Annotated in this window: 13 protein-coding genes and 1 pseudogene; 8 read left to right on the forward strand and 6 right to left on the reverse strand. The window is 72.9% G+C overall.

Translation table 11 applies throughout. The features are described from left to right. Window positions 1-107 precede the first annotated feature (107 nt). The gene (locus ABZ851_RS10200; protein WP_361124566.1) at window positions 108-1571 is read left to right on the forward strand and encodes a catalase; all 1464 of its coding nucleotides are present in this window, start codon (window positions 108-110) and stop codon (window positions 1569-1571) included. A gap of 165 nt (window positions 1572-1736) precedes the next feature. On the opposite strand, the gene ABZ851_RS10205 is transcribed toward ABZ851_RS10200, so the two are convergent. Together ABZ851_RS10205 and hisN are read right to left on the reverse strand one after the other, a co-directional pair. Beyond that, window positions 1737-2153 (reverse strand): CBS domain-containing protein, encoded by a 417-nt coding sequence (locus tag ABZ851_RS10205; protein WP_361124945.1) that lies wholly within the window; start codon window positions 2151-2153, stop codon window positions 1737-1739. Window positions 2154-2342: 189 nt separating this feature from the next. Continuing rightward, window positions 2343-3146: a histidinol-phosphatase gene (gene hisN / locus ABZ851_RS10210; protein ID WP_088799856.1), complete on the reverse strand. Its 804-nt coding sequence runs from the start codon at window positions 3144-3146 to the stop codon at window positions 2343-2345. A gap of 175 nt (window positions 3147-3321) precedes the next feature. Between hisN and ABZ851_RS10215 the strand changes: the two are divergent. Further along, window positions 3322-3915: pseudogene (locus ABZ851_RS10215) on the forward strand (TetR/AcrR family transcriptional regulator); the annotation flags it as partial. A 308-nt stretch (window positions 3916-4223) separates the two neighbouring features. On the opposite strand, the gene ABZ851_RS10220 reads toward ABZ851_RS10215, so the two are convergent. The 4 genes from ABZ851_RS10220 to ABZ851_RS10235 all read right to left on the reverse strand — a co-directional run bounded on the left by ABZ851_RS10220 (window position 4224) and on the right by ABZ851_RS10235 (window position 8030). Next, window positions 4224-4547 carry a multidrug efflux SMR transporter gene (locus ABZ851_RS10220; RefSeq protein WP_086716806.1) on the reverse strand — a complete coding sequence of 108 codons (324 nt, stop codon included), beginning with the start codon at window positions 4545-4547 and terminating at the stop codon, window positions 4224-4226. A 165-nt stretch (window positions 4548-4712) separates the two neighbouring features. Beyond that, window positions 4713-5720, reverse strand: coding sequence for a ribosome small subunit-dependent GTPase A (gene rsgA / locus ABZ851_RS10225; RefSeq protein WP_088799860.1), 1008 nt, complete (start codon window positions 5718-5720; stop codon window positions 4713-4715). Between the two features lie 13 nt (window positions 5721-5733). Further along, window positions 5734-7098, reverse strand: a complete 1365-nt coding sequence (gene aroA / locus ABZ851_RS10230) for a 3-phosphoshikimate 1-carboxyvinyltransferase (RefSeq protein WP_361124569.1) — start codon at window positions 7096-7098, stop codon at window positions 5734-5736. A 218-nt stretch (window positions 7099-7316) separates the two neighbouring features. Further along, entirely contained in the window at window positions 7317-8030 is a 714-nt protein-coding gene (locus tag ABZ851_RS10235) for a M50 family metallopeptidase (RefSeq protein WP_361124571.1), read from the reverse strand. Between the two features lie 35 nt (window positions 8031-8065). Between ABZ851_RS10235 and ABZ851_RS10240 the strand changes: the two genes are divergently transcribed. The 6 genes from ABZ851_RS10240 (at window position 8066) to ABZ851_RS10265 (ending at window position 14198) form a co-directional block, all read left to right on the forward strand. Further along, on the forward strand, window positions 8066-8899 hold the full coding sequence (locus tag ABZ851_RS10240; protein ID WP_361124573.1) for an SOS response-associated peptidase: 834 nt from the start codon (window positions 8066-8068) through the stop codon (window positions 8897-8899). Between the two features lie 88 nt (window positions 8900-8987). Further along, window positions 8988-9635, forward strand: a complete 648-nt coding sequence (locus tag ABZ851_RS10245) for an alpha/beta family hydrolase (RefSeq protein ID WP_336051169.1) — start codon at window positions 8988-8990, stop codon at window positions 9633-9635. Between the two features lie 388 nt (window positions 9636-10023). Then, the gene (locus ABZ851_RS10250; RefSeq protein ID WP_176956661.1) at window positions 10024-10719 is read left to right on the forward strand and encodes a sigma-70 family RNA polymerase sigma factor; all 696 of its coding nucleotides are present in this window, start codon (window positions 10024-10026) and stop codon (window positions 10717-10719) included. Beyond that, window positions 10716-11117 (forward strand): mycothiol system anti-sigma-R factor, encoded by a 402-nt coding sequence (gene rsrA / locus ABZ851_RS10255; RefSeq protein WP_361124576.1) that lies wholly within the window; start codon window positions 10716-10718, stop codon window positions 11115-11117. The genes ABZ851_RS10250 and rsrA overlap by 4 nt, the downstream gene beginning before the upstream one ends. A gap of 184 nt (window positions 11118-11301) precedes the next feature. After that, window positions 11302-12825, forward strand: a complete 1524-nt coding sequence (locus ABZ851_RS10260) for an HD-GYP domain-containing protein (RefSeq protein WP_361124578.1) — start codon at window positions 11302-11304, stop codon at window positions 12823-12825. After that, a complete protein-coding gene (locus ABZ851_RS10265) occupies window positions 12822-14198 on the forward strand; it encodes an HD domain-containing protein (RefSeq protein ID WP_361124580.1) in 1377 nt (458 codons plus the stop codon). Before ABZ851_RS10260 ends, ABZ851_RS10265 begins: the two co-directional genes overlap by 4 nt. Window positions 14199-14728: the final 530 nt, after the last annotated feature.

Below are 14728 nucleotides of genomic sequence, written 5' to 3' on the forward strand. Positions count from 1 at the left end.
GGATCGAGTACTGCTTTCGCATTCTTCTTGACTTAGACATTGTCCAATGTAGGATCGTGACCGGCGCAAGCCAAGGGCAGGTGTAGAAGACTTTCCAGGAGGCGCACGTGTCGGTAGAGAGCACCACCGGACCGCTGACCACGGAGTCCGGGGCTCCGGTCGGGGACAACCAGAACAGCGAGACAGCCGGCATCGGCGGTCCCGGCCTTATCCAGGACCAGCTCCTGATCGAAAAGCTCGCGCACTTCAACCGCGAGCGCATCCCGGAGCGCATCGTGCACGCCCGCGGCGCCGCCGCGTACGGCACGTTCACGGTGACCGCGGATGTGACCAAGTACACCCGCGCCCACTTCCTCTCCGAGGTCGGCAAGCAGACCGAGACCTTCCTGCGCTTCTCCACCGTCGCGGGCAACCTCGGCTCGGCCGACGCGGTGCGTGACCCGCGCGGTTTCGCGCTGAAGTTCTACACCGAAGAGGGCAACTATGACCTCGTCGGCAACAACACCCCGGTGTTCTTCATCAAGGACGCCATCAAGTTCCCCGACTTCATTCACACCCAGAAGCGCGACCCGTACACCGGCTCGCAGGAGGCGGACAACGTCTGGGACTTCTGGGGCCTGTCGCCGGAGTCCACCCACCAGGTCACCTGGCTGTTCGGAGACCGCGGCATCCCCGCCTCCTACCGCCACATGAACGGCTACGGCTCGCACACCTTCCAGTGGAACAACGCCGCCGGTGAGGTCTTCTGGGTCAAGTACCACTTCAAGACCGACCAGGGCATCAAGAACCTCACCCAGGCCGAGGCCGACAAGCTCGCCGGTGAGGACGCCGACAGCCACCAGCGCGATCTGCGCCAGTCCATCGAGCGGGGCGACTTCCCGAGCTGGACCGTCCAGGTGCAGATCATGCCCGAGGCCGACGCGGCCACCTACCGCTTCAACCCGTTCGACCTGACCAAGGTCTGGCCGCACGAGGACTACCCGCCGATCGAGATCGGCAAGCTGGAGCTCAACCGCAACCCGCAGAACATCTTCGCCGAGGTCGAGCAGTCGATCTTCTCCCCGCACCACTTCGTGCCGGGTATCGGCCCGTCCCCCGACAAGATGCTCCAGGGCCGTCTCTTCGCCTACGGCGACGCGCACCGCTACCGCGTCGGCATCAACGCCGACCACCTCCCGGTGAACCGCCCGCACGCCACCGAGGCGCGCAGCCACGGCCGGGACGGTGTGCTCTACGACGGCCGGCACGCGGGCGCGAAGAACTACGAGCCCAACAGCTTCGGCGGCCCGAAGGAGACCGGCCGCCCCCTGTGGCAGCCGGCCACCGTGACCGGCCCCACCGGAGAGCAGGCCGCGCCCTCGCACGCCGAGGACACCGACTTCGTCCAGGCCGGCACCCTCTACCGCCTGATGTCGGAGGACGAGAGGGAGCGCCTGATCGACAACCTGGCGGGCTTCATCTCCAAGGTCTCCCGCGACGACATCGCCCAGCGGGCGATCGAGAACTTCCGCAAGGCGGACGCGGACTACGGCAAGCGGCTGGAGGCCGCGGTCCAGGCCCTGCGCGGCTGAACCCCTCTTTGCGGCTAAGCCGCCGCCGCTTTCGCGGAGGTGGTTGATCGCCGTGGGGGTTGCTCAATTGTCGCTGCCGTATAAGCGAAGAGGCCGGATGCCAGTGGGCTCCGGCCTCTTCGTGTGGGGGGCTCCGGGATGTTCGCCGCCGGAGCCGTTCGCGGTTCAGGCGGGTACGGCGTCGGTCCGCTCGGCGTCGGCCCGTTCCGTGGCGGTTGACCAGCAGCGGATGATGTCGCGTACGGACACCACGCCGACCGGTTCATGGTCGTTGAGCACGATCAGATGGCGGAAGCCGCCGCGCACCATGGCGTCCGCGGCGTCGTCGAGGGTCCAGTGCGGAGCGGCGAAGACCACGTCCGAGGTGGTGTGGGTCTGGGCGGTCTCCCGGTCGGGGTTCTCGCCCGCGCCGAGGGAGTTGAGGATGTCGCGCTCGGTGAGGATGCCGATACCGCTGTTGTCGTTGTCGAGGACCACGGCCGCGCCGATGCGGCGGGCCGCCATCAGCTGAGCCGCCTGTCGGAGGGTGTGGGCGGGCCCGATGGTGAGGACCACCGTGCTCATGGCGTCTTTGACGTGCATGGGCATGGAGTGGAGCCACCTCCTTGGTGAATGTGCCTTGCGAAGGGATTCACAAGTTCACAAAGTGGGGATTCTCATGTTCACATGCCTGTGTCGATGCAACAAGGGGCAACTGCGGGACGGGTGTCCGAATATCCGCCCCGCAGCAGGTCAGCGCCGCAGTTCAGCCCCGCAGGTCAGTGCCGCGGTTCAGCGCGGGGAGTCGCCGAGATAGCCCAGCAGGTCCTCGTGCAGCAGGCCGTTGGAGGCCGCCGCGTTGCCGCTGTGCGGGCCCGGCTTGCCGTCCAGCCCGGTGAACTGCCCGCCGGCCTCCTTCACGACCACCGCGCACGCCGCCATGTCCCACAGCGAGAGCTCCGGCTCCGCGCAGATGTCCACCGATCCCTCGGCGATCATCATGTACGGCCAGAAGTCACCGTAGCCGCGGGTGCGCCAGCAGTCCCGGCTCAGGTCGAGGAAACCGGGCAGCTTGCCGCGCTCCTCCCAGCCGGTCAGCGACGAGTAGGCGAACGAGGCGTCCTGGATGCGGCCGACCTGCGAGACCTGAAGCCGGGTGGCGGAGGTCAGGCTGCGGCCGGTGAACGCCCCCAGGCCGTCGGCGGCCCACCAGCGGCGGTTGAGCGCCGGGGCGGAGACGATGCCGACCACCGGGCGGTCGCCGCTCTCGCCGCGCTCCATCAGCGCGATCAGCGTCGCCCAGACCGGCACTCCGCGGACGTAGTTCTTCGTGCCGTCGATCGGGTCGATGATCCAGCGCCGCGGCCCCGTGCCCTCGCTGCCGAACTCCTCGCCGAGCACGGCATCGCGTGGCCGGGCCCGCTGGAGCTGGCCGCGGATCAGCTCCTCGGCGGCCTTGTCCGCCTCGCTCACCGGCGTCATGTCCGGTTTGGTCTCGACCTTGAGGTCGAGTGCCTTGAAGCGCTCCATGGTGGCGGCGTCCGCGGCGTCCGCGAGAACATGGCCGAGGCGAAGATCATCGTGATAGTCGGGCATGGGCGAACAGTATCGATTGGTCTACGCAGGAGCCACACGGCCATGCGCCGCCGGGCGTGTGACAGCCTCGGGACCCCTGGTGCGCAGGTGCCGCGACGACCCTTGACAGTACCTGGCACCGCGTCAATTCTGTGCGCACACCGGCCACCTGGGCCGGCGGCCGGGGAGGCGACGGATGCCCGCAGCGCGTGAATCCCTGCTCGATGCCGCCTACACGGCGCTGACGCAACGCGCCTGGACGGCCATCCGGATGGTCGATGTCGCGGCCGCCGCCGGTGTCTCCCGGCAGACGCTCTACAACGAGTTCGGCAGCTAGGAAGGGCTGGCCCGCGCCCTGGTCCGCCGGGAGACCGAGAACTACCTCGCCGGGGTCGCCCGGGCGCTGTCACGGGGCGCCTCGGCCGCGGGGGCGCGCGGCGACGCGCCCGGCCGGGTGGTGGCCGCGGCCGCCTGGACACTCCGGACCGCCCGTGCGAACCCCCTGGTCAGGGCCGTGCTGACCGGCTGCTGGGGCGACCGGCTGCCGAACCCTTCGAGGGTGCCGGCCGACCCGGCGCCGGTGCGGGCCGACCGGTCCGGCACCCCCGTACAGCGCGCGGCGGCGCCCGCCGAGGGGCTGCTGCCGGGGCCCGCGGAGCTCGTCGGCCGCTTCTGCGACCAGGCGGTCGCGGCGCTGGAGCCCGACTGGCCCGCGGAGGAGCTGCCCGCCCTGGGCACCGCCTGCGAGACCGCGGCGCGGCTGACCCTGGCCTGCGTCGTCGCCCCGCCGGCCTCCGGCGCCGCGCAGGTTCCCGGACGCATCCCGGCTCAGCCCGCGCGCCGGGAGCTGGAGACGGAGGCGGTGTCCCGGCTCGTACGGGGCGCCTTCGCCCGGACGGCGGGGACGGCGGGGACGGCGGCCGGTGCCTCACCGGTCGGCCAGGGAAGACAGGAGACCGTGACGACCGCGTCGGCCGACCGGGGGTGACGGGGTGTCACGGGCAGGCGGTGTCACGGGCCGCACGCGCGCACCGGCGGTGACCGAAGCGGCCCCTCAGGCCTCTGTGCCGAGCCCCGCGCGGACCGGCGCTCCCGCGTTCAGTGCGCCGACCCCGACAGCTGCAGACCGACCACGCCGACGATGACCAGGGTGATGGAGACGATCTTGAGAGTGGAGACCAGGTCGCCGAGGAAGACCATGCCGTAGATCGCCGTCCCGGCCGCGCCGATGCCGGTCCACACGGCATACGCCGGGCCGACGTCGAGCTTGCGCAGCGCCAGCGTCAGCAGGCCGAAGCTGCCGAGGGCGAAGGCCGCGAAGGCGATGGTCGGGAAGAGGCGGGTGAAGCCGTGCGAGAGCTTGAGGCAGACCGCGAAGCCGGTCTCCAGGATCCCCGCCACCACGACCAGCAGCCACGCCATGTCCCATTGCCTCCGTCAGCCAGGGCCTGTCTTACATGAGCGACGACGGGGCGTCAGAATCACTCGTTCGGGCCCCGTCCGGGCGATCAGGGCCTGCTTGAGCACTACGCCGACCTTGGTGTGATTATGCCTTTACCTCCGGCGGGCGGTGGCAAACGTCAAAGGTCAGTCGCCCTCGCGTCGTTCGCGGGTGGCCAGGAGGCGGCGCAGGGAGTAGAGACGGGCCGGGTCGGCGTGCCCGTCGGCGACCCAGGCGTCCAGCGCGCAGTCCGGCTCGTCGTGACTGCAGGCGCGCGGACAGCCCGCGGTACCGGGCTCCAGATCCGGGAAGGCGTGGATGACCCGGGACGGATCCACGTGATGCAGCCCGAAGGACCGTACGCCCGGGGTGTCGATGACCCAGCCCGAGTCGCCGGGCAGCGGGAGCGCCAGCGCGGAGGTGGTGGTGTGCCGCCCGCGGCCGGTGACCGCGTTGACGTGGCCGATGGCCCGGCGGCGCTCCGGGACCAGGGAGTTGACCAAGGTGGTCTTGCCCACCCCGGAGTGGCCGACGAACGCCGTCATCCGGCCCGTCAGCGCGGCCCGCACCCGCTCGGCGGCGCTGCCGTCGGCGAGTTCGTCGCGGTTGGTGACCAGGTAGGGGACGCCGAGCGCGCCGTAGGACTCCAACAGGGTGTCCGCGGAGGCCAGATCGGACTTGGTCAGCACCAGCAGCGGGTCGAGGCCCGCGTCGTAGGCGGCGACCAGGCAGCGGTCGATGAGCCGGGGGCGCGGCTCGGGGTCGGCCAGCGCGGTGACGATCGCGAGCTGGTCGGCGTTGGCGACCACGACCCGCTCGAACGGGTCGTCGTCGTCGGCCGTACGGCGCAGCGTCGAGGAGCGCGACTCGACCCGGACGATCCGGGCGAGGGTGTCCTTGGCGCCGGTCAGGTCCCCGACGACGGCGACCCGGTCGCCGACCACCGCGCTCTTGCGGCCGAGTTCACGGGCCTTCATCGCGGTGACCGTACGGCCGTCGACCAGGCAGGTCAGCCGGCCGCGGTCGACGGTCAGCACCAGGCCCTCGCCGGCGTCCTCGTGCTTGGGGCGGATGTTGGTGCGGGGGCGGTTGCCCTTGGGGTTGGGGCGGACGCGGATGTCGTCCTCGTCGGGGTTCTTTCCGTAGCGGCGCATGGTGGCTGAGCCCTCACGCTCTCCGGGCGGGGACGGCCGGAGAGCCGAGCATGTCCGTCCACATCGCCGGGAAGTCCGGCAGGGTCTTGGCGGTGGTGGCGACGTTCTCCACCTCCACGCCGTCGACCGCCAGGCCGATGACCGCTGCGGCGGTGGCCAGCCGGTGGTCCTCGTAGGTGTGGAAGATCCCGCCGTGCAGGGGGCGCGGCCGGATGTGCAGGCCGTCCGCGGTCTCGGTGACATCGCCGCCGAGTTCGTTGAACTCCTTGGTGAGCGCGGCCAGCCGGTCGGTCTCGTGGAGCCGCAGATGCGCCACCCCGCGCAGCGTGGAGGGGGAGTCGGCCAGGGCGGCGACCGCGGCGATGCCCGGGGTCAGCTCGCCGACCTCGCTCAGGTCGACGTCGATGCCGTGGATCCGGCCGCTGCCGGTGAAGGTCAGCCCCTGCTCGGTCAGCTCGCAGGAACCGCCCATGGTGGTGAAGATCTCGCGCAGCGCGTCGCCGGGCTGGGTGGTGTGCTCGGGCCAGTCCGGGATGGTCACCCGGCCGCCGGTGACCAGCGCCGCGGCCAGGAACGGCTGCGCGTTGGACAGGTCCGGCTCGACGACCAGGTCGCGGCCGAGCAGCGCGCCGGGGGTGACCCGCCAGACGTTCGGCTCGCCGCCCGCCTCCGGGGTGTCCACCTGTGCGCCGACGCTGCGCAGCATGTCGACGGTCATCCGGATGTGCGGCATGGAGGGCAGCGCCGCGCCCACGTGCCGGACCTCGACGCCCTGGTTGAAGCGCGGCGCGGACAGCAGCAGGGCGCTGACGAACTGGGAGGACGAGGAGGCGTCGATCTCGACCGGGCCGCCGTCCAGGGCGCCGCTGCCGAAGACCGTCATCGGCAGCGCGCCGCGGTTGTCGTCGTCGATCCGGGCGCCCAGGGCACGCAGCGCGTCGATCACGCCGCCGAGCGGGCGCTCGTAGGAGCGGGGGTCGCCGTCGAAGCGGATCGGGCCGTCGGCGAGCGCGGCGACCGGGGGGAGGAAGCGCATGACCGTGCCGGCGTTGCCGACGTCGATGGTGGCCGGGCCGTGCAGACCCGCCGGGATGATCCGCCAGGCCTCACCGCCGCCGGGCTGCGCGGTGGCGCCGGCGGAGCTGGAGGAGGCGGTCTCCTCGATGCCGACGCCCAGGGTGCGCAGCGCCTCGGCCATCAGGAGCGTGTCCCGGGAGCGCAGCGGCCGGCGCAGCCAGCCGGGCTCGGAGGAGAGGGCGGCCAGGACCAGGCCGCGGTTGGTGACCGATTTGGAGCCGGGCACGGTGACGGTGGCATCGACGGCCCCGGCGGCGAGCGGGGCGGGCCAGAGGGCGGGGTGTGCGGGGCTCTCGGTCATGCCCCTTACTTTAATGGCTGGGCAAGGGTGCCGATCTTGATCAAAAGCGGCGCAACCCCGCCGAAACGTGGCAGTGATAGTGCGTCGGCGTGCCGGGAGCGGGGTGGCGGCGGGCTCCTCCGGCGTGGCGGCGGGCACCCCGGGCGCGCACCGCGGGCGTGCGGCGGGCCCCCGGGCGTGGCGGTACGGGATCCGGCCGGCGCCCGGGGCGGTGGGCGTCAGAGGCCGAGCAGCCAGCGCCCGCCGCCCGTCAGGGAGCACAGCGTCACCACGTGGAAGAGGCCGAGCCAGACGGCCGCCGGGACATGGGTCAGGCGCGCCAGCTGGTCCGGATCGGAGTCCACGGCCCCTCCGCGACGCCGCTTGCCCATCAGCTCGAACGGCGGCCGCACCCCGCCCAGCAGCAGGAACCACACCACCACATAGGCGAACGCCGCCTGCACCTCGGCCGTCGTCAGCCAGGACACCAGCACGAACGCGGCGCCGGTGAGCACGACGGTGAGCACGCCGTACGCGTTACGGATCATGATGAGCATCGCCAGCAGCAGTGCGGTCGCGCCCCACAGCAGTGCCGTGATGTGGCCCGCGGCGAGCAGCGCGGCGCCCGCCAGACCCAGCAGGGACGGCGCGATGTAGCCGGCCGCGGCGGTCAGCACCATGCCCAGACCGGTCGGCTTGCCGCGCGAAACGGTCAGGCCCGAGGTGTCCGAATGCAGCCGGATGCCGTCCAGACGGCGGCCGGTGAGCAGGGCGATCAGTCCGTGGCCGCCCTCGTGGGCGATGGTGACGGCGTTCCGTGACAGCCGCCAGGCGGTGTGCGGGACGACGGCGCCCAGGGCGAGCACCGCCGTGATGATCACCAGCCAGAGCGACGGGGCGGGCTGGGTCCCGAAGACTCGGCTCCATATGTCCGTGAGGTGGTCGGTGTCCATGTCTCCCCTTCGTGTGGCATGGCAGTGTGGCATGCATGTGCGGTAGGTATGCAGCGAGCCGTCGCCCCGAGGACCTGGTGGGGACCTTCGGCGTTCAGCAGTGGGAGCCGGCGGAGACCCTGGCGCCCAGTTGGAACGTGGCGCCGACGGACCGGGTGCACGTGGTGCTCGAACGTCCCCTCAAGGGCGCGGCGGCCGGCGCCGCCGTCCCGGACGGCCCGGTGCGCCAGCTGCGGACGCTGAAGTGGGGCCTGGTCCCGTCGTGGTCGAAGTCACCCGAGGCCGCCGCGAAGATGATCAATGCGCGGGCCGAGACGGTGCACGAGAAGCCGTCCTTCCGGCAGGCCTTCGCGACCCGGCGGTGCCTGCTCCCCGGGGACGGCTACTTCGAGTGGGTCACCGACGCCGCGGAGCGGCAGCTGGAGGAGCAGGGCAGGAAGAAGCGGCCCCGTAAGCAGCCGTACTTCGTGACGCCCGCGGACGGGTCCGTGATGGCGATGGCCGGGCTCTACGAATTCTGGCGGGACCGGACGCTGCCCGGCGACCACCCGCTGGCCTGGTGGGTGACCTGCACGGTCGTCACCACGGAGGCCGAGACCACCCCGCTGGCGGGGGCCGCCGGCGACGAGGGGCCGCAGTCGCTGGCCGAGATCCACCCCCGGATGCCGCTGGTGCTGACCCCGGACCGCTGGGACGCCTGGCTCGACCCGTCCCGCACCGACCCCGACGAGATACGCGCACTGCTGGCGCCGCCGCCCGCCGGGATGATGCGCGCCTATCCCGTTCCGACCGGGGTCAGCAATGTCCGCAACAACGGGCCCGAGCTGGTCGCCGAGCTCGACGGTCCGGAGGCGGGCACGCTGTTCTGAGGCGTGTCCGGCCCGCGGTGGGCGCTGCCGGTGTGCCGCGCGGGTGTCCGCGGTGCCCGTCCGGCCGGGGCACGGGCAGGATGGGCGTATGAGCACTGGCGCGATGGAGACCGAGACGGTCGGCACACCGGCGGGCGACGCCCGGATCACCTGGCACCGCGACGCCACACCGGCACGGGCCGTGGTGGCCGTGAGCCATGGCGCCGGCGGGGGCATCGAGGCACGCGATCTGCGGGCCCTGGCGGCCGCGCTGCCGGCCCGCGGGTACACCGTGGCGCTGGTCGAGCAGCCGTGGCGGGTGGCGGGCAAGAAGCTGGCGCCCGCGCCGAAGACCCTGGACTCCGGGTGGACCGCGCTGTGGCCGGCGCTGGAGAAGCCGGGGCTGCCGGTGGTCGCCGGCGGCCGCAGTGCCGGGGCCCGGGTGGCCTGCCGTACGGCGCGGGACCTGGGGGCGCAGGCCGTACTGGCGCTCAGCTTCCCGCTGCATCCGCCGGGCCGGCCGGAGAAGTCCCGGGTGGACGAGCTGACCGGCGCCGGGGTGCCCACGCTGGTCGTCCAGGGCGGCCGGGATCCGTTCGGACGGCCCGAGGAGTTCCCGCCGGGGACGGAGATCACCGAGGTGGCACACGCCGACCACGGCTTCGCGGTGCCGAAGAAGGCGGGCGTCGGCGAGGCGGAGTCGATGGCCGTGATCACGGACGCGGTGGCGGCCTGGCTGGACGGGATGTTCGGCTGACGGGCCGCTTCCGCTGCGTGCGCTTGCCTTGGTGCGCGCTGCCTTGCCGGAGTGGCAAGCGGGCTTGCCACTCCGCCCGCGGTCGGCCCGCAGTCGGCCTGTGGCCGCCGGCGGCCGCGCGTCGGCCCTTTGGGCCCCGCTTCCGGGAATGCCGCGCCGCATGCGGCTGTTGTGCCAGGCGTAGTACTCGAGTACGTCCGGTGAAGCACGAGGAAGAGGAGTCCGCCGCATGGGAATCGCTTGCCCGGCCCGCCCGGCCGCCGACCTGCCGTGGTCGCAGATGCAGGTGACGCAGCCCGCCCTGGCTGGAGCGGCGGCCGCACCGGATCGTCGTCTATTCTCCGAATCGGGTGGGTCCGCATCCGGATCCAGGACGGTGTTGGAGGAGGTGGGTCCGGTCACCGGTACCGACGCAGGGACCGACGGCACGGCTGAGAACAAGGCTCAGGAGAGCGCTGCCGAACGCAATGCGCGCTTCGAGCGGGACGCGCTGACGTTCCTGGACCAGATGTACTCCGCCGCGCTGCGCATGACGCGCAATCCGGCCGACGCGGAGGACCTGGTGCAGGAGACATACGCCAAGGCGTACGCGTCCTTCCATCAGTTCCGGGAGGGCACCAACCTCAAGGCCTGGCTGTACCGCATCCTCACGAACACCTTCATCAACTCCTACCGCAAGAAGCAGCGCGAGCCCCAGCGCAGTGCCGCCGAGGAGATCGAGGACTGGCAGCTGGCGCGCGCCGAGTCGCATATGTCGACGGGGCTGCGCTCCGCGGAGTCCCAGGCGCTCGACCACCTCCCCGACTCCGATGTGAAGGCCGCGCTCCAGGCGATCCCCGAGGAATTCCGTATCGCGGTGTACCTGGCGGATGTCGAGGGGTTTGCGTACAAGGAGATCGCGGACATCATGGGGACACCCATCGGCACGGTGATGTCCCGACTGCACCGGGGCCGGCGCCAACTGCGCGGCATGCTGGAGGATTACGCCCGTGAGCGCGGGCTGGTCCCGGCGGGGGCGGCGACCGCGGACCCGCAGTCCGCGCGCACGACGGAGTCGCACGACCGGAAAGGCTCGGGATCATGAGCTGCGGAGAGCCGCACGAGAAGGACTGCTCAGAGGTCCTTGACCACCTCTACGAGTATCTCGACCGGGAGATGCCCGAAGGGGAGTGCGCAGATTTCCAGGTGCATCTCGACGAATGCTCGCCGTGCCTGGAGAAGTACGGCCTGGAGCAGGCGGTCAAGAAGCTCGTCAAGCGCTGCTGCGGCCATGACGACGTCCCCAGCGACCTGCGCTCCAAGGTGATGGGCCGGATCGACCTCATCCGGGCCGGGGAGACCGTGCCCGAGGTGAGCGTGCTCGAACAGGCCAAGAAGGAACAGGCGCAGCGCGAACAGGCCGCGGCCTCCGAGGAGGGGGCCGGCCCGTCCGGGACGGCCGGTTCCACCGATGCACGCAGCCGGACGGCACGAGCCGAATAACGCGGCCCATCACCCTAAGGGGTGAGGGGCGGGCCGATTCGTCCCGCCCGATCCGCTGATGCACCTTCCCCGGTGCCCCAGCCCCTCTATTCTCACCGGACCCCGACGCACTGCGGAGGCAGGGCGAGGGGTCCCTGTGCTCCCCAAGAGCGCGGGGAAGCGGTGGGCACGTGAGGAGGGCGCGATGCGGGGACTTCCGGCGGCCGCGCGGGGGTATATCGGCTGCGCCGTGCTGGCCGCGGCGCTGTGTACGGCTCCGGCGTCACGGCTCGGCGCCGGCGCCCCCTGGAGCAGCACGCTGGCCCTGGCCGCCCTGTACACACTCTGCGAACAGCTGCACCGCTGCCCGTTGGCGGGCGGCCGGATACCGTACGGCGCGGGTTTTGCCGGGGCTCCCGGGGCCCTGGTCGCCGGCTGGGCCAGCCCCGTCCTGCTCGCCGGGGTCTTTCTGCTGCCGCCGCCCCTGGCCGCACTGGCCGCGGTCCCCGGAGCGCTGACCGGCCCGGCGAAGGAGCGCTCGGCCGGCGCCCGCAGGCTCTGGCACGCCGCCGAGGCGGCACTGGCCTGCTGCGCGGCGGCCCTGGTCTTCCGGGCCTTCGGCCACCACCCGCTGACCGCACCGCAGTTCCCCGTTCTGCTGCTGCCGGCCGCGGCCGCCGCCACCACCTTCTGCGCGGTGCGCGTGGCGCTCGACGGCGGTGTGCTGGTCGCCGCCGAGCGCCACCCCCTGCGCTCCGCCTGGCGCGGGGCGCTGCCCCGTTCGCTGGGGCCGCATCTGGTGCACGGCCTGGCCGGGCTGATGATGGCGGTCCTGTGGCGCAGCTCGTACGGGCCGACGGCGGCACTGCTGGTGCTGCTGCCGATGTGCCTGTCCTGCTGGGTCTTCGCCCAGTACCACCGCGAACGCACCGCCCACCAGGCCACTGTCCGCGCCCTCGTCCAGGCCGTGGACATCAAGGACCGCTACACCCGCGGGCACAGCGAGCGGGTCGGGCGGGCCTCGGTGATGATCGCCCGGGAGCTGGGCATGACGGAGGACCGGGTGGAGGTGCTGCGGTTCGCCGGCATCCTGCACGACGTCGGCAAACTCGGCGTCCCCACCCGGCTGTTGCGCAAGGACGGGCCGCTGACGCCGCAGGAGCGCCGGGTCATCGAGCTGCATCCCGAGTACGGAGACGAGATCGTGCGCGGTATCGGCTTCCTGGGGGAGGCGCGGGCGGCGATCCTGCACCACCACGAGCGGCTGGACGGGCGCGGCTACCCCTACGGGCTGATGGGGCATCAGATCCCGGAATGCGCCCGGGTGGTGGCGGTCGCGGACGCCTTCGACGCGATGACCTCGACCCGCTCCTACCGCCGGGCCCGTCCGGTGCCGGCGGCCGTGGCGGAGCTGCGCAAGTGTGCCGGGGCGCAGTTCGACCCGCGGATGGTCCGGGCGCTGACGGCGTCGCTCGACCGGTACGGGTGGCACCCGGACCTGGTGACGGCGGCGGACGCGGAGCCCGGGGCGGTGCGGGAGGGGCCGGGAGCCGCCGGCCCGCAACCGGAAGCCGTCACACCGCAAGGGGCCGGTGCGGCGGAGGGGGCCGGTGCGGCGCCGGGTGCGGACGCGGTGCAGGGGGCCGGGGAGCCGGACGACGGTGGGCGGTGCCCGGTCCGGCGGTCCGGGCCGCGCCCCGAAGAGGCCGGCCGGAAGGGCGCGCGATGAGCGGTGCACCGGAGCAAACCCGGCAGAACCGGCAGAACCAGCAGACGCGGCCGCCCCGGCCGCCCGTGGGCCGGGCGGCGGACGGCCGCGCGACCCGTCCCGGGGCGCCGGCCGCACGGGGCGGCGCCGTGATCGCCGCCGTCTACGTCCCGGCCGGTGCGCTGGCGTGCTGGTCGCTCGGCCGAACGCTCTGGGAGGGCCTGGCCGAGCCCGGGATCGCGCTGGCCTTCGGGCTGCTGATAGCGGTGGGCGAGCTGGTGGGCCGGGGGGTGGCACCGGCGGCCGGGGGGCGGGGGCCGGGAGCGCGGGAGGGCGCCCCGCTCGGCGTGGCCGGCGCCCTCGCGTACGCGCTGCTCGGCGAGGCCGGCGGACGGCCGACGACCCATGGCGTGCCGCAGACCGTGGCCGTGGTCCTGGCGGCCGGTCTGGTCGGACTCGTCCCGCAGGTCGCCCGCGGCCGGGGACCGGCCCTCGACCACCTCGCCCGCCGGATACTGACCATCGCCTTCGCCGCCACCTGCTTCCAGCCCCTCTACAACACCGGGACCCTGAGCAGCTGGGTGGCCTCCGGCCCGGTCTATCCGCTGTTCCTGACGGGCCTGATGGCGCTGACCGCGCTGTGCGAAGCGGTGCTGGCGGCCGTGCTGGCCCGCGCCCGCACCGGCTGGCCGTACGGGCCGCTGCTGCGCGACGAGTTGCGGGCGCTGCCCGGCATCGGCTCGGCGATCTGTGCCACCGGAGTGGTGATCTCGCTGGCCACCGCGGTCGTCGGGCTCTGGGCGCTGCCGGTCTTCTGCCTGCCGCTGCTGCTGACCCAGTTCGCCTTCCGCCGGTTCGCGGCCGTGCGCACCACCTACCGCCAGACCATCGCCTCGCTGGCCCGCTCCACCGAGATCGCCGGCTACACCCCGCACGGCCACGCCCGCCGGGTGGCCGCGCTCAGCCGCGCCGTGGGCCGTGAACTCGGTCTGAACGAACCGGACCTGGACGTGCTCGAATACGCCGCGCTGATGCATGACATCGGCCAGCTCTCGCTCGTCGACCCGGTGCCGGACGGCGCCACCGCGCCGCTGCCGCCCGCCCAGCAGCGCCGGATCGCGCTGCTGGGCGGCGCCGTGGTCCGGCAGACCGGGGTTCCCGCGGAGGTCGCGGTGATCGTCGAGCGGCAGGCCGATCCGTACCGGGACCAGCCGGTCACGGCGCGTATCGTCCGCACGGTGAACGCCTACGACGACCTGTCGGGGGAGTCGGCGGGGCCGGGCGGCTCGCTGCGCGCCCTGGAGCGGCTGCGGCTGGCCACCGCGCAGGACCACGAGCCCCGGGTCGTCGAGGCGCTGGCCAGGGTCCTGGCGGGCGGCGGCCGGGCGGCGTGAGACGGCGGTGCGGGGCGAGGGGCGAGGGGCGAGGGGCGAGGGCGAGGGCGAGGGCGAGGGGGCGACAGGGCGCGCGGGTGGTGCGAGGCGGGGGTCGAGAAGCCGGCGTGAGAGCCCGGCGCGCGTGGTCGGTGTGAGATGGCCGACTCCTCCGGGGTGCGGGACGGGCGGTGCCGGTCGTCCGGCGTACGCCACCCCGCCCCGGAGCTGTATGCCCCGGTAAGGCGGGGAACGGTCCCCGGCCGGTCAACAGCCGCCCCGGGGAGCCCGTCACCCCGCTCCCGCCCCCGTAGCGCCGGCGCCCCGCTGCCACAGAGCGCCGGATGTCACGGAACCCATGGGTAATGAGCGCCCTCCGAGATGGGCATGGTTGGATGCGAAGGAAGCCCCTTTCAGGGGGTTCAGGGGGTCGGCGAAGGGCAAGGAGCCGCAGGGGGACCAGCAAACCAGGCTGAGCCCGACGGCAATCTGTGGCAGGTTGTCGAGTGGGCCCCTCAGACGGCCCCGGACGCCGCTCGGCACCCCACCGC

Source organism: Streptomyces sp. NPDC047049 (genome assembly GCF_040643995.1).
GTDB classification, from domain to species: domain Bacteria; phylum Actinomycetota; class Actinomycetes; order Streptomycetales; family Streptomycetaceae; genus Streptomyces; species Streptomyces mooreae.

Excerpts from the sequence above, each read along its gene's own strand:
- ABZ851_RS10205 (WP_361124945.1), bottom strand. The coding sequence starts at position 2,153 with ATGCACGTCAAAGACGCCATGAGCACGGTGGTCCTCACCATCGGGCCC.
- hisN (WP_088799856.1), bottom strand. The coding sequence starts at position 3,146 with ATGCCCGACTATCACGATGATCTTCGCCTCGGCCATGTTCTCGCGGAC.
- ABZ851_RS10220 (WP_086716806.1), bottom strand. The coding sequence starts at position 4,547 with ATGGCGTGGCTGCTGGTCGTGGTGGCGGGGATCCTGGAGACCGGCTTC.
- rsgA (WP_088799860.1), bottom strand. The coding sequence starts at position 5,720 with ATGCGCCGCTACGGAAAGAACCCCGACGAGGACGACATCCGCGTCCGC.
- aroA (WP_361124569.1), bottom strand. The coding sequence starts at position 7,098 with ATGACCGAGAGCCCCGCACACCCCGCCCTCTGGCCCGCCCCGCTCGCC.
- ABZ851_RS10235 (WP_361124571.1), bottom strand. The coding sequence starts at position 8,030 with ATGGACACCGACCACCTCACGGACATATGGAGCCGAGTCTTCGGGACC.
- ABZ851_RS10240 (WP_361124573.1), top strand. The coding sequence starts at position 8,066 with ATGTGCGGTAGGTATGCAGCGAGCCGTCGCCCCGAGGACCTGGTGGGG.
- ABZ851_RS10245 (WP_336051169.1), top strand. The coding sequence starts at position 8,988 with ATGAGCACTGGCGCGATGGAGACCGAGACGGTCGGCACACCGGCGGGC.
- rsrA (WP_361124576.1), top strand. The coding sequence starts at position 10,716 with ATGAGCTGCGGAGAGCCGCACGAGAAGGACTGCTCAGAGGTCCTTGAC.
- ABZ851_RS10260 (WP_361124578.1), top strand. The coding sequence starts at position 11,302 with ATGCGGGGACTTCCGGCGGCCGCGCGGGGGTATATCGGCTGCGCCGTG.
- ABZ851_RS10265 (WP_361124580.1), top strand. The coding sequence starts at position 12,822 with ATGAGCGGTGCACCGGAGCAAACCCGGCAGAACCGGCAGAACCAGCAG.